At 68.8% G+C, this 20,772-nt stretch carries 16 protein-coding genes and 1 pseudogene; 7 read left to right on the plus strand and 10 right to left on the minus strand.

All coding sequences use genetic code 11. The annotated features are described in order from the left end of the window. Nucleotides 1-59 precede the first annotated feature (59 nt). Nucleotides 60-1,160, minus strand: a complete 1,101-nt coding sequence (locus BAU06_RS14445) for a mandelate racemase/muconate lactonizing enzyme family protein (RefSeq protein ID WP_066350354.1) — start codon at nucleotides 1,158-1,160, stop codon at nucleotides 60-62. A gap of 102 nt (nucleotides 1,161-1,262) precedes the next feature. Between BAU06_RS14445 and BAU06_RS14450 the strand changes: the two genes are divergently transcribed. The 4 genes and pseudogenes from BAU06_RS14450 to BAU06_RS14465 all read left to right on the plus strand — a co-directional run bounded on the left by BAU06_RS14450 (nucleotide 1,263) and on the right by BAU06_RS14465 (nucleotide 5,852). Next, nucleotides 1,263-2,186 carry a LysR family transcriptional regulator gene (locus BAU06_RS14450; RefSeq protein WP_066350355.1) on the plus strand — a complete coding sequence of 308 codons (924 nt, stop codon included), beginning with the start codon at nucleotides 1,263-1,265 and terminating at the stop codon, nucleotides 2,184-2,186. 110 nt (nucleotides 2,187-2,296) lie between these two features. Beyond that, nucleotides 2,297-3,340, plus strand: a complete 1,044-nt coding sequence (locus BAU06_RS14455; RefSeq protein ID WP_066350357.1) for a Fe(3+) ABC transporter substrate-binding protein — start codon at nucleotides 2,297-2,299, stop codon at nucleotides 3,338-3,340. Then, nucleotides 3,340-4,947, plus strand: a pseudogene (locus tag BAU06_RS14460) (ABC transporter permease); the annotation flags it as partial. The gene BAU06_RS14455 and the pseudogene BAU06_RS14460, both read left to right, overlap by 1 nt. Before the next feature lie 116 nt (nucleotides 4,948-5,063). Then, nucleotides 5,064-5,852: an ABC transporter ATP-binding protein gene (locus BAU06_RS14465; protein ID WP_066350360.1), complete on the plus strand. Its 789-nt coding sequence runs from the start codon at nucleotides 5,064-5,066 to the stop codon at nucleotides 5,850-5,852. A 7-nt stretch (nucleotides 5,853-5,859) separates the two neighbouring features. On the opposite strand, the gene BAU06_RS14470 is transcribed toward BAU06_RS14465, so the two are convergent. Then, the gene (locus tag BAU06_RS14470) at nucleotides 5,860-6,786 is read right to left on the minus strand and encodes a pirin family protein (protein WP_066350362.1); all 927 of its coding nucleotides are present in this window, start codon (nucleotides 6,784-6,786) and stop codon (nucleotides 5,860-5,862) included. A gap of 115 nt (nucleotides 6,787-6,901) precedes the next feature. After that, nucleotides 6,902-7,600 carry a pirin family protein gene (locus tag BAU06_RS14475; RefSeq protein ID WP_066350366.1) on the minus strand — a complete coding sequence of 233 codons (699 nt, stop codon included), beginning with the start codon at nucleotides 7,598-7,600 and terminating at the stop codon, nucleotides 6,902-6,904. A gap of 206 nt (nucleotides 7,601-7,806) precedes the next feature. Here BAU06_RS14475 and BAU06_RS14480 point away from each other — a divergent pair, with 206 nt between their 5' ends. Then, nucleotides 7,807-8,805, plus strand: coding sequence for a LysR family transcriptional regulator (locus BAU06_RS14480; protein ID WP_066350372.1), 999 nt, complete (start codon nucleotides 7,807-7,809; stop codon nucleotides 8,803-8,805). Nucleotides 8,806-8,937: 132 nt separating this feature from the next. On the opposite strand, the gene ntrC is transcribed toward BAU06_RS14480, so the two are convergent. From ntrC to rdgB, 5 genes are all read right to left on the minus strand, one after another. Then, entirely contained in the window at nucleotides 8,938-10,404 is a 1,467-nt protein-coding gene (gene ntrC, locus BAU06_RS14485; protein WP_066350379.1) for a nitrogen regulation protein NR(I), read from the minus strand. Next, nucleotides 10,401-11,462 carry a nitrogen regulation protein NR(II) gene (gene glnL, locus BAU06_RS14490; RefSeq protein ID WP_066350381.1) on the minus strand — a complete coding sequence of 354 codons (1,062 nt, stop codon included), beginning with the start codon at nucleotides 11,460-11,462 and terminating at the stop codon, nucleotides 10,401-10,403. The genes ntrC and glnL overlap by 4 nt, the downstream gene beginning before the upstream one ends. Nucleotides 11,463-11,539: 77 nt before the next feature. After that, nucleotides 11,540-12,952 carry a type I glutamate--ammonia ligase gene (gene glnA, locus BAU06_RS14495; protein WP_066350383.1) on the minus strand — a complete coding sequence of 471 codons (1,413 nt, stop codon included), beginning with the start codon at nucleotides 12,950-12,952 and terminating at the stop codon, nucleotides 11,540-11,542. A gap of 180 nt (nucleotides 12,953-13,132) precedes the next feature. Next, nucleotides 13,133-14,383: a radical SAM family heme chaperone HemW gene (gene hemW, locus BAU06_RS14500; RefSeq protein WP_066350384.1), complete on the minus strand. Its 1,251-nt coding sequence runs from the start codon at nucleotides 14,381-14,383 to the stop codon at nucleotides 13,133-13,135. A gap of 18 nt (nucleotides 14,384-14,401) precedes the next feature. Beyond that, the gene (gene rdgB / locus BAU06_RS14505; protein ID WP_066350388.1) at nucleotides 14,402-15,028 is read right to left on the minus strand and encodes an RdgB/HAM1 family non-canonical purine NTP pyrophosphatase; all 627 of its coding nucleotides are present in this window, start codon (nucleotides 15,026-15,028) and stop codon (nucleotides 14,402-14,404) included. 129 nt (nucleotides 15,029-15,157) lie between these two features. On the opposite strand from rdgB, the gene BAU06_RS14510 reads away from it, so the two are divergent. After that, nucleotides 15,158-16,987: an EAL domain-containing protein gene (locus BAU06_RS14510; protein WP_082993694.1), complete on the plus strand. Its 1,830-nt coding sequence runs from the start codon at nucleotides 15,158-15,160 to the stop codon at nucleotides 16,985-16,987. Here BAU06_RS14510 and BAU06_RS26225 read toward each other — a convergent pair. Next, on the minus strand, nucleotides 16,871-18,580 hold the full coding sequence (locus BAU06_RS26225; protein WP_156770233.1) for a methyl-accepting chemotaxis protein: 1,710 nt from the start codon (nucleotides 18,578-18,580) through the stop codon (nucleotides 16,871-16,873). The two genes, BAU06_RS14510 and BAU06_RS26225, sit on opposite strands and share 117 nt — an antisense overlap. Before the next feature lie 119 nt (nucleotides 18,581-18,699). Next, on the minus strand, nucleotides 18,700-19,455 hold the full coding sequence (gene rph, locus BAU06_RS14515; protein WP_156770234.1) for a ribonuclease PH: 756 nt from the start codon (nucleotides 19,453-19,455) through the stop codon (nucleotides 18,700-18,702). A gap of 216 nt (nucleotides 19,456-19,671) precedes the next feature. Between rph and BAU06_RS14520 the strand changes: the two genes are divergently transcribed. Beyond that, the gene (locus tag BAU06_RS14520) at nucleotides 19,672-20,613 is read left to right on the plus strand and encodes a YicC/YloC family endoribonuclease (RefSeq protein ID WP_066350390.1); all 942 of its coding nucleotides are present in this window, start codon (nucleotides 19,672-19,674) and stop codon (nucleotides 20,611-20,613) included. The last annotated feature ends 159 nt before the right edge of the window (nucleotides 20,614-20,772 follow it).

The following is a 20,772-nucleotide window of genomic DNA, read 5'->3' on the forward strand; positions in this document are numbered from 1 at the left end:
CGTTGTGTCGTTCGTGATTCCTGGACCTTTACCGCGATCCCGGGCGCGGGACAGGCGCGTCAGGCGCGGTATCGTCCGGCCGCCAGGTCCGTCTCCGGTTCCGCGCCCAGCCCCGGGCCGTCGGGGACATGGACCCAGCCGTCCGCGACCGGCACCGTGCCGCCGTAGGGCACGTGGGCCAGCGCCACATACAGGCGTTCCAGCGATGCCTCGGTCTCCTGCGCCGCCAGCAGATGCAGGCTGGCCAGATAGCCGGGGCCGAAGAAGGCCACCTGCGGCGCGCATGCCACGTCGCCGCCCTCGCACTGCCGCGACAAGGCCCAGGCCGCGCTCAAGCCCAGCTTGATGACACTGGGCTGCACATAGCGCACGCCCGCGCGCGCGACCAGCGTCGACAGCTCATGGGCGCTGCTGGCGTTCTCGCCCACCGCCAGCGGCACGGCGGTCCCCGCCTGCAACCGGCACAGGGCATCGTGGTCCTCCGGCGGCCAAAGGGGCTCTTCTATCCATCGTGGGGCATGGACGGCCATTTCGGCGATCGCCGCCGGCGCCTGCGCGGGCAGCCAGGCGCAGTTGGTATCGACCATCAAAGGCACGTCCGGCCCGGCGGCCCGGCGGGCGGCCATGACGGCGTCGGCGGTGCGTTCATGCAGCTTGACCTCGGTATAGCCCTCTGCCAGCGCGCGCGTGACCACGCGGTCGAGCAGCGCGGCATCGCCGTAGTACTGCAGCAGCGAGGCATAGGCGCGGACGCGCGGACGCTGCTTGCGGCCGCCCAGCAGCCGGTACACGGGGACACCGGCGCGCTTGCCGCGCAGGTCCCACAGCGCGATATCGAGTCCGGCGATCGCATGCGGCACCGGGCCGGAGCGGCCCAGGTTGTGCAAGGTGCGCTGGATCGATGACACCAGGGCCTCGTCGCCCGCGTCCTTGCCGCAGGCCAGCGGCGCGACCAGGGTCTCGAACACAGCCTGGATGGCGCGCGGTTCCACGCAATAGGACTCGCCCCAGCCCACGGTGCCGTCGGCGGTCTGCACGCGCACCAGCGCGCTGTCCAGTTTGTCGCGCGGGCGGCCCGCGAACAGGGGCGGCGAGGTCCAGTGATGAAACGGCAGCCGCATGGGGATGCACTGCACGGAGACGATATCGTTGGCTGGCATGGCGGTCGGAGGTATGCGGGACGCCAGTGTCCCAACCGCCGCGGCCATGGTCAAATAGATAGATTGTCTGGTTTCATATCAATTCAATATGGTGCCCGCCCCATGGTGACCCGCCGCGAACTGGCGCTGCTGCGCGCGATGTACCAGCACGAAACCGTGACCGCGGCGGCAGCCTCGGTCAACATGGCACAGCCCGCGGCCAGTGCCCTGCTGCGCGATCTGGAAACGCGATTGGGTTTCGCGCTTTTCAGCCGCGAAAACCGCCGCCTGCACCTGACCAGCCAGGGGCGCGCCCTGCTGCCCGAAGTGCTCAACGCGCTGGCCGGCATCGAGGCCGTCGACCGGCTCGCGCGCGACATCCGCCATGGCTCGGCAAGCCGCCTGGCGGTCGGCGCGGTCGCGATCTCCGCATCCAGCCTGTTTCCACCGGCGCTGGCGCGGCTGCGGCGAACCCACCCCGACGTCGCCGTCACCGTGCGGTCCGGCACGGCGCTGGAGATCGTCGACATGGCGGTGGACCATCGCATAGACCTGGGCATCATCATCGGCGCGCCGCAGGATGCGCGCGTGGAGACGCGCACGCTCAGCACCCTGAGCCTGTTCTGCATCCTGCGCGCGGACCATCCGCTGGCCGCGCGCAAGCGCTTGACGCTGGGCGAAGTGGCGCGCCAGCAACCCATCGTGCTGGGCACCGCCCTGCCCGCCGGACGCGCCACCGCGCGCGCGCTGGAAGCCGCCGGACTCGCGCACATGCCCACGGTGGAGGTCATGCAGTCCTCCGCCGCCTGCGCGCTGGTGGCGGCCGGCGTGGGCCTGGGGATCGTGGAAACCCTGGGGGCCGTCTATGCGCGCCGCCAGGGCCTGGAAGCGCGCAGGCTCTTGCGGGTGGACGACCTGGCGCTGGGCCTGGTGTGGCCGCGGCATCGCGGCATGAGCGGACCGGCCGAAGCCCTGAAGCAATACCTCGTCGACGAAACCCGGGCACTGGGCCTGGACCGCCCCGGCCACAAACTTACAAAAAGTTGAACGATATTCGGATTCTTGTTATCTTCTCGCAGTTCTGACTGAGAATAATTTTCGTTAACAGTCTACCGGGACGCACGCGGGCGGCCCGGCGGGCACGTTGGGAGCAGACCATGAAAAGCCCTCGTTCCACCTTGTCCACCCTGATGGGCGCGCTGTGCCTTGCCGGCGCGGCCTATTCCGCCCCGGCACTGGCCGCCGGCGAAGTCACCCTGTACACCACGCGCGAGCCCAAGCTGATCCAGCCGCTGCTCGACGCCTATACCGAAGCCAGCGGTGTCAAGGTCAATACGGTGTTCGTGAAGGACGGCCTGCTCGAACGCGTCAAGGCCGAAGGCGAGAAGTCGCCCGCCGACGTGCTGATGACGGTGGATATCGGCAATCTGCTGGACCTGGTGGACGGCGGCGTCACGCAGGCCGCGCCGTCGCAGGCCCTGGAATCGGTGGTGCCCGCCAACCTGCGCGGCCCGGGCGGCAGCTGGTATGCCCTGTCGCTGCGCGACCGCGTGCTCTACGTCGAAAAAGACCTGCCGGTGACGTCCTTCCGCTACGAGGACCTGGCCGATCCCAAGTGGAAGGGCAAGGTCTGCATCCGTTCCGGCCAGCACCCGTACAACACGGGCCTGATCGCCGCCATGATCGCCCATGACGGAGCCGAGGCCACGGAAAAATGGCTGCGCGGCGTCAAGGCCAACCTGGCGCGCAAGGCCGCCGGCGGCGACCGCGACGTGGCGCGCGACATCCTGGGCGGCATCTGCGACATCGGACTGGCCAACGCCTACTACGTGGGCCACATGAAGAACGCCGAGCCGGGTACGGACGCGCGCAAATGGGGCGACGCCATCAAGGTCGTGCGCCCCACCTTCGCCACGACCAAGGATGGCGGCACGCACGTGAACATCAGCGGCGCCGCGGTGGCCAAGCACGCCCCGCACAAGGCCGAAGCGGTCAAGCTGCTGGAATACCTGGTGTCGGAACCCGCCCAGGCTTTGTACGCGCAGGCCAACTACGAATACCCGGTTCGCGCGGGCGTCAAGCTGGATCCCGTGGTCGCCAGCTTCGGGCCGCTCAAGGTGGATGCCCTGCCCGTGGCCGACATCGCCAAGTACCGCAAGCAAGCGAGCGAGCTCGTCGACAAGGTGGGCTTCGATAACTGATGGCCTGGTCATGGGGCGCGGCACTGATCGCGCTGGTGGTGTGCGCCCCGCTGGCGGCGCTGGGATGGCAGGCCTTGGGCGCCAGCGCGGGCCATTGGGCGCACCTGGCGCACTATGTCCTGCCGCAAGCCGCCGCCAACACCGGCCTGTTGCTGCTCGGCGTGGCCGTGCTGACGGCCGCGCTGGGCACCGGCAGCGCCTGGCTGGTCAGCGCCTATGAGTTCCGCGGGCGCCGCGTACTGAGCTGGGCCCTGCTGCTGCCCCTGGCCGTACCGACCTATATCGTCGCCTTCGCCTACCTGGACCTGCTGCATCCCATAGGTCCCGTACAAGGGGCGATCCGCGCGCTGCTGGGCTACGACAGCCCGCGCCAATTCCGCCTGCCCGACCTGCGCTCATTACCGGGCGCCATCTTCGTCCTGGGCTTCGCGCTGTACCCCTACGTCTACCTCACCACCCGCGCCATGTTCATGACGCAGGCGGCCAACGTACTGGAAGCGGCCCGCACGCTGGGCGCCAGCCGCCGCGCGGCCTTCTGGCGCGTCGCCCTGCCCATGGCGCGGCCGGCCATCGCGGTGGGGCTGAGCCTGGCCCTGCTCGAAACGCTGAACGATATCGGCGCATCCGAGTTCCTGGGGGTGCAGACCCTGACGGTGTCGGTCTACACCACCTGGGTTACCCGCTCGGACCTGGCATCGGCGGCGCAGATCGCGCTGGCCATGCTCGTCATCGTGGTGATCCTGATCCTGCTGGAGCGGCGTGGACGCCGCCGCCAGCGCTACGCGGCCACGCAGCGGATGCGGCCCATGCAGCCGCTGCGGCTGCATGGCGGGGCCGCCGCCCTGGCCGCCGGCCTGTGCGCCATCCCGGTGATGCTGGGCTTCCTGGCGCCCGCGCTGTACCTGCTCTGGGAAACGCAGAAGCGCCTGCATCTGGTCGGCGGCGTCTCGCGCCAGCTCTGGGCCGCGGCGGGCAATACGCTGGCCATCGCGGGTACGGCCACCGTCGTCACCCTGGCCTGCGGCATGTTGGTGGCGTGGGCCGCGCGCGCCACCCGCGAAAGCGGCCGGCGCCGCCTGGCGCCGCTGTGCGCGCGGGCAGCGGGGCTGGGCTATGCGATTCCGGGCACCGTGCTGGCGATCGGCCTGTTGACGCCGCTCGCCCTGGTCGACCGCGCCTGGTCGGCCCTGTCCGGGGGCGCGGGGCTGGTGCTGATGGGCTCGGCCGCCGCCCTCGTCTGCGCCTATGTCATCCGCTTCCTGGCGATCGCGGCCGGCGGCCTGGAGGCCGGGCTGGCCCGCATCCCGCCGTCGCTGGAACAGGCCTCGCGCCTGCTGGGCGAAACCGCGGGCGGTACGCTGCGGCGGGTGCATCTTCCCCTGCTGCGCCCCGCCATGGCGGGCGCGGCGCTGCTGGTCTTCGTCGATGCGATGAAGGAACTGCCGGCCACGCTGCTGCTGCGGCCGATGAATTTCGACACGCTGGCGACCTGGCTGTATGGCGAGGCCGCGCGCGGCACCTACGAAGAAGGCGCCGTGGCCGCGCTGGCCATCGTTGCCGCCGGCCTGTTACCGGTGATCCTGCTGGCGCGCGGCCAGGAAAAACTGCCCGGGGCCCGCGCCGCGGATGCGCGCCGAGCCGCGCCGGCGGCCCGCCCAGGCACTGGACATGATCGTGACACGGGCGCGACGCGGCCGCCGCCCATGAAGATGGACAAGACCCTATGACCGCCTCGCTGGAACTCGACCGCCTGAGCCTGGCCTACGACACGCCGCGGGGCGTCGTGCGCGTGGTGAACGAACTCTCGCTGGCCTTGCCGGGCGGACATATCGGCTGCCTGCTCGGTCCGTCGGGCTGCGGCAAGACCACGGTGCTGCGCGCCATCGCCGGCTTCGAACCGCCGGTGGGCGGACGCATCCTGCTGGACGGCGCCGTGCTGTCCAGCCCGGGCCATTGCGTGGCGCCGGAACGCCGGCGCGTGGGCATGATGTTCCAGGATTACGCGCTCTTCCCCCACCTGTCCGTGCGGCGCAACGTGGCGTTCGGCCTGCGGCGCCAGGCGCGCGCCGACCAGGAGCGACGGGTCGCCGAGATGCTGGAGCTGGTGGGCCTGGCGCATGCCGCGGACAGCTATCCGCACGAGCTGTCCGGCGGCCAGCAGCAACGCGTGGCGCTGGCGCGCGCCCTGGCGCCTTCGCCGGACCTGCTGCTGCTGGACGAACCGTTTTCCAACCTGGATGCGGACGCGCGGGAACGGCTGGCGTTCGAGGTGCGCGACATCCTGAAGCACACCGGCCACACGGCGGTGCTGGTCACGCACGACCAGGCCGAAGCCTTCGCCATCGCCGATCGCATCGGGGTCATGACACAAGGCCAGGTGGCGCAGTGGGATACGCCCTATAACCTGCGCCACCATCCGGCCACGCCTTTCGTGGCCGATTTCATCCGCCGCGAAGCCCTGGCGGAACAGCGCGCCGCCGCCTATGCGCGCGGCGCGCGGCGGCTCGCATAGGCAACCGCTAACGCGAAGGCAGGGGCGCGAGCGGCGCCCAGGCCGGCGCGGGGATGAACTCCGTGGTGTCTTCCGGCACGGTCTGGTTGAAGCGGTCGCGCATCCAATCCTCGCGCGCCTGCTCGATGCGATCGCGCCGGCTGGAGACGAAGTTCCACCACAGGTAGCGCGGGCCATCCAGCGGCTCGCCGCCCAGCAACGCGACGCGCGCAGCCGTGGCGGCCTTCAGCGTCACCACCTTGCCTGGCGCCAGCACGACCAGCCGTCCCGATTCGAACCGCTGGCCATCGATCTCGACTTCGCCGCGGGCGATATATGCCGCGCGTTCCTCGTATTCCGCGTCGAGCGAGAGGCGGGCGCCCGCCTCCAGCGTGATATCGCCCAGGAATAGGGGCGACAGGGTCCGCACCGAGGATGTCCGGCCGAACAGGGAACCGGCGACGATCTGCGCCCGGATGCCCTCGCCTTCCAGCACCGCCTGCGCGCCGCGGTCGTAGTGCACGAAGCCAGGGTCGGTTTCCTCGTGCGCGGCGGGCAGCGCCACCCAGGACTGCAGGCCGGCAAGCGGCTGCGCCCGGGTGCGGCTGTCGGCGGAGGACCGTTCCGAGTGCACGATGCCGCGGCCGGCGGTCATCCAGTTCACCTCGCCCGGCAGGATGGTGCGCACATTGCCGGCGCCGTCGCGGTGCACGATGGCGCCTTCGTACAGATAGGTCACGGTGGACAGGCCGATATGCGGATGCGGCCGCACATCGATACCCACACCCGCCGGCAACATGGCCGGACCCATTTCATCCAGGAAAACGAAGGGCCCCACGGTGCGGCGCTCGCGCGAGGGCAAGGCGCGCCGCACCTCGAAGTTGCCGATATCGCTGGTGCGTGGGATCACCACGGCTTCGACCGAGGCGGGAAATTCTGGGCTGAGTTGGGACATGGCGATGCTCCGTAGGCAGGCGATGGAGAACTATGGCTCGAATCGGCGCGCCGCGCCATCGCGGCGTCCGTCCGTTCGTCCCGCGCCGGCGGCGCGGGACGAACAGGACTGCGGGTCACGGCAGGTCGAACACCAGGACTTCGGCGCCCTCGCCCTTTGCCAGGGAGATCGCGTCCTCATCCTGCACGGCCAGCGCGTCGCCGGCCACCAGGGCCTGGCCGTTGACCGTCACCTGTCCGCGGGCCACATGCACCCAGGCGCGGCGCCCCGGCGCCAGGGATAGCGTCGCGCTTTCTTCGCCATCGAACAGGCCGACGTACAGGCGCGCATCCTGGTGGATCAGCACGGAGCCTTCGGCCGCGTCCGGCGAGGCCACCAGGCGCAGGCGGCCGCGCTTGTCGGCTTCCTCGAAACGCTTTTCCTCGTAGCCCGGATCGATGCCGACGGCATTGGGTTCGATCCAGATCTGCAGCAGGTGCGTGCCTTTGTCGGCCTGCGGATTGAATTCCGAGTGCAGCACGCCGCGGCCGGCGCTCATGCGCTGCACGTCGCCCGGGCGTATCGTCGAACCGTTGCCCATGCTGTCCTTGTGCGCCACGGCGCCGTCCAGCACATAGGTCAGGATCTCCATATCGCGGTGGCCGTGGGTGCCGAAGCCGCGGCCGGCGGCGATCCGGTCGTCGTTGATCACGCGCAGCGGGCCGAAACCCATGTGGCGCGGGTCATAGTAGTTGGCGAAGGAAAAGGTATGGTGGCTCTTGAGCCAACCGTGGTCGGCGTAGCCGCGTTCTTCGCTGCGTCGCAGGGTAAGCATGGCGTGGACTCCTGTTGAACGTTGTCGATGAACGTCATTGTGGGCGTCCGCGGCCGGCTTGCGGCTGAACCGTTTTGAAGAGATCATTCAATAAATTTGAATGCCTCGCCGGCCGGTGCCGGCAGCCGCCGTGCCACGCGGCGGCGCCGGCTTGCGCGCCGCTCGCCGCAACGCCCGGCCCCGATCAACCCAGCCCTGGGTCCCCCATGCCGCCGTCATCCGCCGCCGCCTCTCCCGACGCCCTGCTCACGCCCGAACTGCTGCTGCTCGTCGACGCCATCGCCCGCCACGGCAGCTTCGCCAAGGCGGCGCGCGAGATGGGCAAGGTGCCGTCCGCCGTCACCTATTCGATACGCAACCTGGAAGACCGCCTGGATGTGCTGCTGTTCGACCGCAGCGGTCATCGCGCGGTACTGACGCCGGCCGGCCAGGCGCTGCTGGACGACGGCCGCCTGTTGCTGAGATCGCTGGAAGACCTGACGCGCCGTGTGCGCCGCATCGCCACGGGATGGGAACCGGAACTGCGCATCGCCGTCAATGGCGTCCTGCCCTGGCCGCCGCTGTACGACCTGATCGAGGAATTCCAGGAGCTGGGCAGCGCGACCAAGCTGCGGTTCACCAGCGAAGTGCTAAGCGGCACCTGGGACGCGCTGACCGGCGGGCGGGCAGACCTGCTGATCGGCGGGGATGCGGCCCTGGCGCCGCCGGGACGCTTCGCGGCGCGGCCGCTGGGCGAGGTGCACCTGGTCTTCTGCGTGGCGCCGCATCATCCCCTGGCGCGGGTGGAACATGCGCTCACCCCCGCGGACATCGGCGCCCATTGCGCCGTGGTGGTGGCGGATACGTCGCGCGCCCTGCCGCCGCTGACGCGCGGCCTGCTGGATACGCAGCAGCGGGTGGTAATGCCGACGATGCAGGCCAAGATCGACGCGCAGATACGCGGCGTGGGCTGCGGCTATATCCCGCGCCTGCTGGCCGCGCCCTACCTGGGCCAGGGCCTGCTGATGGAGAAACCCACCCGGGACGGGGGGATACACGAACGCCTGTCCTGCGCCTGGCGCGCGCCGGCGCGCGGCGAAGCCTTGAAGTGGTGGCTGAAGAAACTGGAATCGCCGCGCCTGCAAGGCAGCCTGGTGGACACGCCGGCCACTGGAAGCGGCGGCAGGAACGAGACGGGTAACAGCCGGCCGGGCCGGTCGGGATAAGGACCGCAAGCCATCCGGGACGAAGACCACGAGCCATCCAGGACGAAGACGGCAAGCCGTTCGGGATCAAAACGGCGAGCCGTTCGGGATACGTACGGCTCGGCCGCGCCGGGTACGCGGGCCGGCCGCCCGCTATTCGTCTTCCATTCCCAGGTCGCGCAGCTTGCGGGTGATCGTATTGCGGCCTATGCCCAGCCGGGATGCGGCCTCCACGCGGCGGCCTCGGCTGGCCTGCAGCGCGGTCTGCAGCAGGATGCGCTCGAACTGCCGCGTCAGGGTCGCCATGATGGCCGGCTCGCCGCGATCCAGGCGATGCTGGGCGTCGCGCAGCAGCGACTCCTGCCAGCTTTGCGGCGCGGCCTCCGCCGGCGGCGCGCTACCCGTGGCGGCCGCGGGACGCGGCGCCGCCGCTTGCGGCGCGCCGTGTTCCATGGCGCGGATCTCCGGCGGCAGGTCCGCGCGCTCGATGGTCTGTCCCGGCGCCATCACGGTCAGCCAATGGCAGAAATTCTCCAGCTGCCGCACGTTGCCCGGGAAATCGAAGCGCGTCAGCACGGCCAACGCCTCGGGGGTAAGGCGCTTGGCCGACACGCCCAGCTGCCGCGCGCTCAGTGTCAGGAAATGCTGCGCCAGCGCGGGAATGTCTTCCACCCGCTCGCGCAAGGGCGGCAGCCTCAGGCGTATGACGTTCAGGCGGTGGAACAGGTCTTCGCGGAACAGGCCCTGCTCCACCCGCTGTTCCAACGGCTGGTGCGTCGCGGCGACGATGCGCACGTCCACCCGCACGGGCTGGGCGCCGCCCACGCGGTAGAACGTTCCTTCGGCCAGCACGCGCAGCAGACGGGTCTGCAACTCGATAGGCATATCGCCGATCTCGTCCAGGAACAGGGTACCCCCGTGGGCTTCCTCGAAGCGGCCGCGGCGCAGCGTGTTGGCGCCGGTGAAGGCGCCACGCTCGTGGCCGAAGAGTTCGGCCTCCAGCAGGTCGCGCGGAATGGCCGCGGCATTCAGCGCCACGAAGGGCCCCTTGGCCCGCGCGCCGTGGCCATGCAGGGCGCGCGCCACCAGTTCCTTGCCGGTGCCGGATTCGCCCGTGATCAGTACGGTGACCTTGGACTGGGCCAGGCGGCCGATCGCGCGGAAGATCTCCTGCATGGCCGGCGATGCCGATTGCGTCATCATCCAGCGTTCGCCGGGATCGGTCTGCGTGGCCGAAGCGTCGCCGCTGGGCCCGCCAGCCGATTCCTGCGCCGCGCGCTGGATCAGCGACACCGCCTCGTTGACGTCGAAGGGCTTGGCCAGGTAATCGAAGGCGCCGCCCTGGAAGGCCGACACCGTGCTGTCCAGGTCGGCGAACGCCGTCATTACGATGACGGGCAGCGCCGGATGGCCTTCCTTGATCTGGCGCAGCAGGTCCAGGCCGTTGCCGCCGGGCATGCGGATGTCCGATACCAGCGCGGCCGGCTCGTCGCCTTCCAGCGCGCTCAGGACATCGTTGGCCTGGGAAAAGCTGCGGGTATTTATGCCGGCCCGCGCCAGGGCCTTTTCAAGCACCCAGCGTATCGCCTGGTCATCGTCTACGATCCAAACTGGTTTCATGCGGGTTCCATCGGCAGGACCAGGCGGAACTCAGTATGCCTGGGTCGGGATTCGAATTCGATGATGCCGCCGTGCTGCTGCACGAAGTCCTGGGCCAGGCTCAGGCCCAGGCCCGTGCCGCCGGGACGCGCGGTAACGAGCGGATGGAAAATGCGGTCGCGGATATGTTCCGGTACGCCGGGACCGTTATCGATAATGGAAAGTACCGCCGCCAGCCGGTGCTGGCGGTGCGCCAGCATGACCCGCCGCGCCACCCGCGTGCGCAGCGTGATCTGGGGCGGCGGCACGTCCCCGTCCCTGGCTTGCAGCGACAGCTCCTGCGCGGCATTGCGCGCGACGTTCAACACCGCCTGCATCAGGCGCGCCGCGTCGCCCTGCAGGTCCGGCATGGAGGCATCGTAGTCGCGCACGATGGAGATCCCGTCGCGGAATTCCGCCTGGATCAGCGCGCTGACGCGTTCGCAGACTTCGTGGATATTGACCGGACGCGCGTTCAAGGGCACGCGCTGCGGTCCGATCAGGCGGTCGACCAGCGCCTGCAGCCGGTCGGCCTCGGAAATGATGACCTGGGTATATTCCGCCAGCGCGGGGTCGGGCAGTTCGCCTTCCAGCAGCTGCGCGGCGCCGCGCAGGCCACCCAGCGGATTCTTGACTTCGTGCGCCAGGTTGCGCAGCAACTGGCGATGGGTTTCGATTTCGTCGACCAGGCGGTGGTTGCGGTCGGCCGCCACGCGCAGCTCGATCTCGCGCGCCTCGATCAGCACGGGCCAGGCCTGGCCCATCAGCGCGACGGTGGTTACCACCACGCTGACGGATTCGGCGCCTCGCCGCAGCGAAGTCATCTGGCGCACATCGGCCACATTGCCCGCCTGCGCCAGATCGATCGAGGATTGCATGGCCTCGCGGTCGTCGAACAAGGCGGCCGCCGGCTGCCCGGTCAGCTGCCGCCGGGAACGGCCGAGCAAATCCTCGGCCGCCGCATTGGCGTATTCGACGCACCCCTGCTCGTTCACCAGCAGTACCGATGTGGCGAGCAGTTCGAAGGCTTCTACATTCATCGTCTTCACCCGGGGCGGTGTACAGGCGGACCGGCACCCCGGTCCGCCCCTGCGTACCCCGGGAAATCAGCCGGCGATCACAGGCTGTAATACATGTCGAATTCGACAGGGTGAGTCGTCATGCGCAGACGCTGCACTTCCTGCTCCTTCAACGCCAGATAGCCGTCCAGCATGTCGTCGGTGAACACACCGCCGCGCGTCAGGAACTCGCGATCCTTGTCCAGGGCTTCCAGGGCCTGATCCAGCGACGCGCAGACGGTCGGGATCTTGGCGTCTTCTTCCGGCGGCAGGTCGTACAGGTTCTTGTCGGCCGGATCGCCGGGGTGGATCTTGTTCTGGACGCCGTCCAGGCCGGCCATCATCAGCGCCGAGAAAGCCAGGTACGGGTTGGCCAGGGGGTCCGGGAAGCGCGTTTCGATGCGGCGGCCCTTGGGGTTGCCGACATACGGGATGCGGATCGACGCCGAACGGTTGCGGGCCGAGTAGGCCAGCTTGACCGGGGCTTCGAAGTGCGGAACCAGGCGCTTGTAGGAGTTCGTGCCGGGGTTGGTGATCGCGTTCAGCGCGCGGGCATGCTTGATGATGCCGCCGATGTAGTACAGCGCGAATTCCGACAGGCCGGCGTAGCCGTTGCCCGCGAACAGGTTCTGGCCATCCTTCCAGATCGACTGGTGCACGTGCATGCCGGAACCGTTGTCGCCGACGACGGGCTTGGGCATGAAGGTGGCGGTCTTGCCATAGGCATGGGCCACGTTGTGCACGACGTACTTCAGGACCTGGTTCCAGTCGGCGCGCTGGACCAGCGTGCTGAACTTGGTGCCGATTTCCAGCTGGCCGGGTGCGGCGACTTCATGGTGATGCACTTCGACGGGCACGCCCTGCTGTTCCAGCAGCAGGCACATTTCGGAGCGCATGTCCTGGAAGGAATCGACGGGGGGAACCGGGAAGTAGCCGCCCTTGACCAGCGGACGATGGCCCAGGTTGCCGCCTTCGAATTCGGTGCCGGTCGACCACGGGGCCTCTTCCGACTTGATCTTGACGAAAGTACCGGACATATCGGTATTCCACGTCACGCCGTCGAAGACGAAGAATTCCGGTTCCGGACCGAAGTAGGCGGTGTCGCCGATGCCCGAGGACTTCAGGTAGGCCTCGGCACGCTTGGCCAGCGAGCGCGGGTCACGGGAGTAACCCTTCATGTCCGACGGTTCGACGACGTCGCAGGTCAGGACCAGCGTGGTCTCTTCCATGAACGGATCGATGCGCGCCGTGGTGGCGTCGGGGATCAGCAGCATGTCGGAGGCTTCGATGCCCTTCCAGCCGGGGATCGAGGAGCCGTCGAAAGCGTGGCCGCTTTCGAATTTGTCTTCGTCGATCACGTGGGACGGCACCGAAACATGGTGCTCGCGGCCGGCGGTGTCGGTGAAACGGAAGTCGACGAACTTGACCTCCGCGTCAGCAATCTGTTTCAGGACTTCTTTAGGGCTTGCCATGTCATCTCCGTTTGATAAAGGGTCGAGTGCTGCAACTCGACTGGCACCAGCTAAAAAGCAACATCCGTGCCATCTTTTCCCATCGGAATCCCGGGGCAGGATGGCGCTTCGAGGGGAACGCACGAAAATATGCACCAAAATAGTGCCCATTATGGGGCACGAAAGAACCATTCTGGTGCATCAGTTCAAAAACAGTGCTTGCAGGTCGTTCAGGAACGCCCAACCCTGAGGCGTCGCCTTCAATCGCGTGGGATCCGCGTCCAGCAGGCCCCTGGCCACCGCTGCCTCCAGTTGGTGCGCGATCGCGGCCAGGGACAGGCCCGTGCGCTCGGCGAAATACGTGGCCGGCACCCCTTCCTTCAGGCGCAGCACATTCAGCATGAACTCGAAGGGCAGTTCGTCCTTGCCGACTTCGCGCGACTCGGCGATATGCGAGCCGTCCCGCGCCATGGCCGCCGCCATCCAGCGTTCCGGATTGCGGGTGCGCGCCTCGCGCAGGATACGGTCGTGGAAAGACAATTTGCCGTGCGCGCCCGGGCCGATGCCCAGGTAGTCGCCGAACTCCCAGTAATTGACGTTATGGCGGGAGCGCGCGCCCGGCCGAGCATAGGCGGAGACCTCGTAGCGCGCCAGCCCCGCCTCCGCCGCGAGCGCTTCCACCGTGTCCTGCATCGCGGCCGCCGTATCGTCGTCGGGCAGGTTCTCCGGCGGGTATTTGGCGAAGACGGTGTTCGGCTCCAGGGTCAGGTGATACAGCGACAGATGCTCGGTGCCATGGGACAGGGCCTCGCGCACATCGGCCTCGCAGGCCCGCAGGGATTGGCCCGGCAAGGCGAACATCAGGTCCAGGTTGACGCGCGCGACCGCGGCCTGCGCCATCGCGATGGCGCGGCGCGCCTGGGCGGCGTCGTGGATACGCCCCAGCGCGCGCAGCTGGGCGTCGTCGAAGCTCTGGATACCCAGCGACAGGCGGTTGACGCCGCTGGCCGCATAGTCGCGGAAGCGGCTTGCCTCCGCCGTGCCGGGGTTGGCTTCCATGGTGATTTCGGCGTCCGGCCACAGGTTCAGGCAGGCCCGCAGCATGGCCAGCAATTCGTCCAGGCCGGCCGCCGACAGCAGGCTGGGCGTGCCGCCGCCGATGAACACCGAAATCACCTGGCGGCCCCAGATCTGCGGCAAGGCCTGCTCCAGGTCCGCGCGCAAGGCGTCCAGATAGGCGCGCTCCGGGATGTCGCCGTCGGCGGCATGCGAATTGAAGTCGCAGTAAGGACATTTGCGCACGCACCAGGGCACGTGCACATATAGGGATAGCGGCGGCAGGCTGGTCAGCCCCGACGCGCCCGGGCCCAGGCGCGTCGCGGCCCCCGGGGCGCCGGCCCCCGGGGCGCCGGCGCCGGGGATCGCCGGCCGGATGGGAATGGTAATGGGCATGGCAGATAGGGAGCGCCGTCAGCGCGTGGCCCGGTCCAGCTTGGCAAGCAATTCGCGCAAGGCCATCGCGCGGTGGCTGACGGCGTTCTTGTCCGCGGGCGCCAGTTCGGCCGCCGTCTTGCCCTGGTCGGGCAGGTAGAAATAAGGATCGTAGCCGAAGCCGTTGCCGCCGGCCGGCGTTCGGGCGATTTCACCGTACCACACGCCCTCGCCCACCAGCGGGCGCGGATCGTCCGCCGACCGCACCAGGACGAGGACCGCGACATAACAGGCGCGGCGGTCGGTCCGGCCGGCCAGCTCGCGTATCAACAGGGCATTGTTGGCCTCGTCGGATTTCTCGCCCCCGTTCAGGCTGGCGTAGCGCGCCGAATAAACGCCCGGCGCGCCGGCCAGCGCATCGACACACAAGCCCGAATCGTCGGCCAGCGCCGGCAGGCCGGTCAGGCGGCTGGCATGGCGCGCTTTTTCCAGCGCGTTTTCCAGGAAGGTACAGTGCGGCTCCGGCGCGTCCGGCACGCCCAGTTCCCCCTGGGGAATCAGGGCGATGCCCAGGGGAGCGAACAGCGCGGAGAACTCGCGCAGCTTGCCGGCATTGCCGGAGGCGAGGACCACGCGGTTCAGGCTGGGGTTGGGATCGGCTTGCATGGATTTTGTAACGGGAGATGCGGCGCACTAGGCAAACTGGTAGTGTATCGCCCGCGCAGGAGACACAGATTGAAACGACTGCGCAATATGAGCCGCTCACCATACGCGCTCTTCATCCGGTGCCAAAGTATGCACGCGTCTGTACACCCCGCCATTCCGGCCGCCGGCCCGGACGCGGTCCTGGCCTCCGCGGGGCTGCTGGACGACATCCTGCGCGCCGGACGCCTCAGCGCCCTGTTCCAGCCCGTCGTCGACCTGGCCAATGGCCGCATCTATGGCTACGAAAGCCTGATCCGCGGGCCGCGCGATACGGACCTGCACATGCCGGAAGCCCTGTTCGGCGAGGCGCGCCGGCACGGCGTCCACCCGCTGGTCGAACATGCCAGCGCCAACAGCGGCCTGCGTGGGTTCCAGCAGGCCGGGCCGCCCGCCGGCAGCAGCCTGTTCCTGAATATGTCGGCGTCCGCCCTGGTCCATTTCTGGATGCAATGGGGCGAGGCCATGCCGGCCCGCCTGCTGCATGCCAGCGACATCGAACCGAGCCGCGTCATCATCGAGCTGACCGAGCATGATCCGGTCTATCCGGACATGCGCGTGCTTACCGAAATCCTGGGCGCCCTGCGGGCGCACGGGGTGCGCCTGGCACTGGACGATTACGGGGTCGGCCATGCCAGCCTGCAGCTGTGGTCGGAGGCGCAGCCCGACCTGGTCAAGATCGACCGCTATTTCTTCCATGGCATCGCGCAGGACGAACGGCGCCAGAAACTGGTGCGCGCGGTTCTTTCCGTCGCCCAATGCCTGGGGACGCCCACCGTGGCCGAAGGCGTCGAAACCGCGGAAGACCTGGCCGTCGTGCGCGACCTGGGCATACGCTACGCCCAGGGCTGGTTCCTGGGTTATCCGGCCGCCCGCCTGCACACCGAAGTCGCGCCCCAGGTCCGCCAGGTCCTGAGCGCGCGGACGCCGCCACGCAGCGCGGCGCGGATGCCGGGCGCCACGGCCGCCACGCTGCGGGTCGAGGCGCCCTCGGTTTCGCCCGGCCGCCACACCAACGACGATGTGCACCGGCTTTTCGACGAACACAAGGCCCTGCACGCGGTCGCGGTGGTGGACGATCACAATCGTCCGGTCGGCATCATCAACCGCCGCGATTTCACCGAACGCTACGCGCAACGCTATACCCGCGAACTGTTCGGCCGCGATGCCTGCACGACATTCATGAACGACCAGCCCGTGCTGGTCGACGTGCACGCGTCGATAGACCAGCTCAGCCACGTGCTGGTATCGGACGACCAGCGCTACCTGGTCGACGGTTTCATCATCACGCGCGACGGCGACTACGATGGCCTGGGGACCGGCGAAGCCCTGGTGCGCTCGGTCACGGAAATGCGCATCGAGGCGGCGCGCTACGCCAATCCGCTGACCTCCTTGCCGGGCAATATCCCCATCAGCCAGCACATCGGCAGCCTGCTGGATGGCGGCGTCGAGTTCGTCACCTGCTATTGCGACCTGAACCACTTCAAGCCGTTCAACGACGTGTACGGCTACTGGCGCGGCGACGACATGATCCAGCTGTGCGCGGCGGCGATACGGAAGCACTGCGACCCGCAGCGCGATTTCGTCGGCCACGTGGGCGGCGACGATTTCGTCATCCTGTTCCGCAGCGCGGACTGGCGCGAGCGCGCCGAGCGCATCATCGCCGAGTTCGACCACGATGCCATCGGCCTGTACGACGACGAAGGCCGCACCCGCGGCGGCATCGAAGCGGAAGACCGCTACGGCGTCATGCGGTCATTCCCCTTCGTCACGCTCAGCATCGGCGCCCTGCACGTGACGCCGCGTTCAGGCGCCCGCATCCGCCCCGAGGACATTGCCTCGGCGGCTGCCCGCGTCAAGCACCAGGTCAAGCATGGAAACGTTGCGCTCGTCGTCGAACCCTATCTGACGCCCGGCAACTGAGACACGCCCGCGCGGCGGCGCGGCCGCGTCCCGGGGGCTTCCCAGCCTGAACACCGCCACGGCCTCGCCCAGGCGCTGCGCGCGGCCTTCCAGCGCCGCCACCGCGGCGGCCGTTTCCTCGGCCAAGGCCGCGTTTTCCTGGGTATTGCGGTCCAGGCCCGCCATGGCTTCGTGCATGGCGCCGATGCCGGCGGCCTGCTGGGCAGCGGCCTGCGAAATCTCGCGCACCAGTTCGGTCACCTTGGCCACGGCCACGCGCATGGCGCCGATGGTCTGGCCGGCCGCGCCCACCTCGCGCACGCCCGCCTCCACATGGTTGGCGGATTCCGCGATCAAGGCCTTGATCTCGCGCGCGGCGCTGGCGCTGCGCTGCGCCAGCGTGCGGACTTCGCCGGCCACGACGGCGAAGCCGCGGCCGGACTCGCCGGCGCGGGCCGCCTCCACGGCGGCGTTCAGGGCGAGCAGATTGGTCTGGAAGGCGATGCCGTCCACCACGCCGACGATGTCGCCGATATGGCGCGCACTGCCGGCGATGTCGCGCATGCGCGCCACGACCCGGTCGACCGCCTGGGCGCCCTGCTCGGCCAATGCCTCTACCCGATGCGCCTGGGTACTGGCCTGCTCGGCGTTGCCGGACGTCGTGTTCACCGTGCCCGCCAGCGTCGACATGCCGGCGGCGGTTTCCTGCAGCATGCCGGCCTGTTCCGCCGTGCGTTCGGACAACTGCACGCCGCCGGCGGCCAGCGCGCGCATATCGGCATGGATCTCGTCCACGGCCGCGCGCACGGTACCCACGGCGGCGGACAGGCCGTCCTGCATGCGGCTCATGGCCGAGAACAGCACGCCGATCTCGTTGTGGCCGCCGGCGGCGATGGGCCGCGTCAGGTCCCCATCGGCGATACGGTCGAAGTGTCCGCCCGCCTGCCGCAGCGGCTGCAGCAGCGAGCGATGCAGCACCGCGCGTATGCCGATGGCCAGCAGCAGCACGAAGGCGCCCAGGGCAATGGCGGCGGTTACCGCGGCGTCCTGCATGTGCGCCACTTCGGCGATGGCCGCGGCGCCCTGGGCGCGCGTATAGCGCTGGAACTGGCCCTCTGCCTTGACATAGGCCTCGGCGGACGCGGGCAGGACTTCGTCGTTCAGGCGGTTCACTTCCACGCCGTTGAAGCCCTGGATCGCCTTGCGCATCGGCAGCAGGCAGCCGTCCACCAGCCCGGCATAGGCCTGCATCGCGGCATCGTAAAGCGGCTTGCCGTCGGTGTTGGCATACGGCAGGGACTGCAATTGCTCGATACCCTTGCGCGCATCGCCCAGGAACTTGTCTGCCACGCCCAGCATCCGGTCGCGTTCGGGGATGCGGCCGCCTTCCATATAGGTCTTGGCGTCCACCAGCGCCGCACGCGCCTGGAAGACCGCGCTGCTGACATTGCCGAGTTCGCTGGCGCGCTCGATATTGTCGCGGCCAAGTTCCTCGACCCAGGCGCGGTTCTCCCGCAGCAAGGCAATGGCCGCGGCGCCCGCCCCGGCGAACAAGGCCACGAACAGCGCCAACACAATCGTCAGCGCCAGATTCACACTCAATTTGTTCCGCATCGCAATCCCACCTTGGCTCCCTTGCGGGAAATACATCCGGTAAGGATTATGTTGCGGCCAAATGGCAGTTTCTTGACATGCCCGCGGCCACCGCCGCGTCCGGTGCCCGCGCCGTCCCGCTACGAGCGGGCGGCAGCATCGAGCAAGGCGTGGTTCTGCCCCTGCACCAACCCGGCAATGCCGCGCTCCGCCAGGGCCAGCATGGCATCGAGTTCCGCGCGGCTGAAGGCCACGCCTTCCGCCGTGCCCTGCACTTCCACGAAAGCGCCCGAACCGGTCATGACGACATTGACGTCGGCATCGCAGCCCGAATCCTCTTCGTAGTCCAGGTCCAGTACGGGGCTGCCGCCCACCATGCCCACCGACACCGCGGCCACGTGATCGCGCAAGGGGTTGGCGGAGAGCTCGCCGCGTTTCATCAATAGCGCGACCGCATCGGCCATGGCCACCCAGGCGCCCGTGATGCTGGCGCAGCGCGTGCCGCCGTCGGCTTGCAGCACGTCGCAATCGATATGCAGCGTACGTTCGCCCAGCGCCGCCATGTCCATGACGGCGCGCAGGCTGCGGCCGATCAGGCGCTGGATTTCCTGGGTGCGGCCGGACTGCTTGCCGCGCGCCGCCTCGCGGTCCCCGCGCGTGTGGGTGGCACGCGGCAGCATGCCGTATTCGGCCGTCACCCAGCCCTGGCCCCGGCCCTTGAGGAAAGGCGGCACCTTGTCCAGCACGCTGGCGGTGCACAGTACGTGGGTGTTGCCGGCCTTGATCAGCACCGATCCTTCGGCGTAGCGCGTGTAGCCGCGCGTGAACGACAGCGGACGCAGTTCGTCGGGCGCGCGGCCCGAGTGGCGGGACGGCGTGGATGCGGTTGAGGTCACGGATATCTCCAGTCGATCGGAAGTCTGAGCGGCGGCGCGCCGGCCGCCTGCCCGTCGCAGCACGGGGCGCGGTCCATGGGGGCATACCCCGCCGGGCTGGCATTGTACGTGTACACCGCCATGAAGACCTTGCGCCGGCACGAAGGATGAGCGCCTTCGGGTTATCCTGCCGGCATGCGTTCGCCCCGCGACCGCCCATTCAGGATTGTATTGACCATGATACGAAGCATGACGGCCTTCGGCAGCGCCCGCGCCGATCTGGACCAGGGTTCGCTGGCGCTGGAATTCCGCAGCGTCAACAGCCGCTTTCTCGACCTGTATTTCCGCCTGCCCGACGATCTGCGGCATCTGGAATCGCCGCTGCGCGAACTGCTGACCGGCAGCCTGGGACGCGGCAAGGTGGAGGTACGCGTCAGCTATACGCGCAATGCCGCTGCCGAGCTGGACCGCCTGGACCCGCAATGGCTGCAGCGCCTGGCCGAACAATTGCAGGCCGCGCGGCAGATCCTGCCCGAGACGGAATCGCCCCGGCTGGCGGAGCTGTTCAACTGGCCCGGCCAGCGCAATAACGATGCGCTGGATCCGCAGGCCTGGGGCGCGGCCGGCATGCAGGCCGCCCGCGAAGCGCTGGCCCAGCTGCAGGACGCGCGTGCCCGCGAAGGCGAACGCCTTGCCGCGATGATGCGCGACTGCGCCGCCGGCATAGAAAAAATCGTCGATGAAGTCGAACGCCATCTGCCGCAGCTGCTTGCCGACCACCGCGAAAAACTGGCCGCCAAGCTGCGCGAAACGGTAGAGGCCGCCTTCCCCGGCGGCTTCACGCATATCACCGGACCGGAGCTTACCGAACGCCTGGCCCAGGAAGCCAACCTGTTCGCGCTGCGCATCGACGTGGCCGAAGAGCTCTCGCGCCTGCGTTCGCACCTGGCCGAACTCCAGCACATCCTGGCCGATGGCGATGGCGGCAACGGCGGCAAATCCGGCAAGCGCACCGGTGGCGGCAGCGCCGGCAAGCGCCTGGATTTCCTGTTCCAGGAAATGAACCGCGAAGCCAACACCCTGGGCTCCAAGGCCGGCAGCGTCGATGTCACGCGCGCCGCCATGGACCTGAAACTGCTGATCGAGCAAATGCGGGAGCAGGCGCAGAACATCGAGTAGGCAGTCTGGCCGGGCTGCCCGCGGCGGCCCGCGCATCCACGCGATGGGTGCTTGCCGCCCCGAAGCGCTTTCGGCCAGGGACCGGGATCTAGCGAACCCGCCCTCACCGCGCCCCACGGTCCTGGCTCCGGCCCGCTCACCCGCGCAACATAGCGCTAC

The organism is Bordetella bronchialis (genome assembly GCF_001676705.1).
Classification (GTDB): domain Bacteria; phylum Pseudomonadota; class Gammaproteobacteria; order Burkholderiales; family Burkholderiaceae_B; genus Bordetella_C; species Bordetella_C bronchialis.

Excerpts from the sequence above, each read along its gene's own strand:
- BAU06_RS14520 (WP_066350390.1), top strand. The coding sequence starts at position 19,672 with ATGATACGAAGCATGACGGCCTTCGGCAGCGCCCGCGCCGATCTGGAC.
- hemW (WP_066350384.1), bottom strand. The coding sequence starts at position 14,383 with ATGCCCATTACCATTCCCATCCGGCCGGCGATCCCCGGCGCCGGCGCC.
- BAU06_RS14445 (WP_066350354.1), bottom strand. The coding sequence starts at position 1,160 with ATGCCAGCCAACGATATCGTCTCCGTGCAGTGCATCCCCATGCGGCTG.
- BAU06_RS26225 (WP_156770233.1), bottom strand. The coding sequence starts at position 18,580 with ATGCGGAACAAATTGAGTGTGAATCTGGCGCTGACGATTGTGTTGGCG.
- glnL (WP_066350381.1), bottom strand. The coding sequence starts at position 11,462 with ATGAATGTAGAAGCCTTCGAACTGCTCGCCACATCGGTACTGCTGGTG.
- BAU06_RS14480 (WP_066350372.1), top strand. The coding sequence starts at position 7,807 with ATGCCGCCGTCATCCGCCGCCGCCTCTCCCGACGCCCTGCTCACGCCC.
- ntrC (WP_066350379.1), bottom strand. The coding sequence starts at position 10,404 with ATGAAACCAGTTTGGATCGTAGACGATGACCAGGCGATACGCTGGGTG.
- BAU06_RS14450 (WP_066350355.1), top strand. The coding sequence starts at position 1,263 with ATGGTGACCCGCCGCGAACTGGCGCTGCTGCGCGCGATGTACCAGCAC.
- BAU06_RS14455 (WP_066350357.1), top strand. The coding sequence starts at position 2,297 with ATGAAAAGCCCTCGTTCCACCTTGTCCACCCTGATGGGCGCGCTGTGC.
- BAU06_RS14470 (WP_066350362.1), bottom strand. The coding sequence starts at position 6,786 with ATGTCCCAACTCAGCCCAGAATTTCCCGCCTCGGTCGAAGCCGTGGTG.
- BAU06_RS14465 (WP_066350360.1), top strand. The coding sequence starts at position 5,064 with ATGACCGCCTCGCTGGAACTCGACCGCCTGAGCCTGGCCTACGACACG.
- glnA (WP_066350383.1), bottom strand. The coding sequence starts at position 12,952 with ATGGCAAGCCCTAAAGAAGTCCTGAAACAGATTGCTGACGCGGAGGTC.
- rdgB (WP_066350388.1), bottom strand. The coding sequence starts at position 15,028 with ATGCAAGCCGATCCCAACCCCAGCCTGAACCGCGTGGTCCTCGCCTCC.
- BAU06_RS14510 (WP_082993694.1), top strand. The coding sequence starts at position 15,158 with ATGCACGCGTCTGTACACCCCGCCATTCCGGCCGCCGGCCCGGACGCG.
- BAU06_RS14475 (WP_066350366.1), bottom strand. The coding sequence starts at position 7,600 with ATGCTTACCCTGCGACGCAGCGAAGAACGCGGCTACGCCGACCACGGT.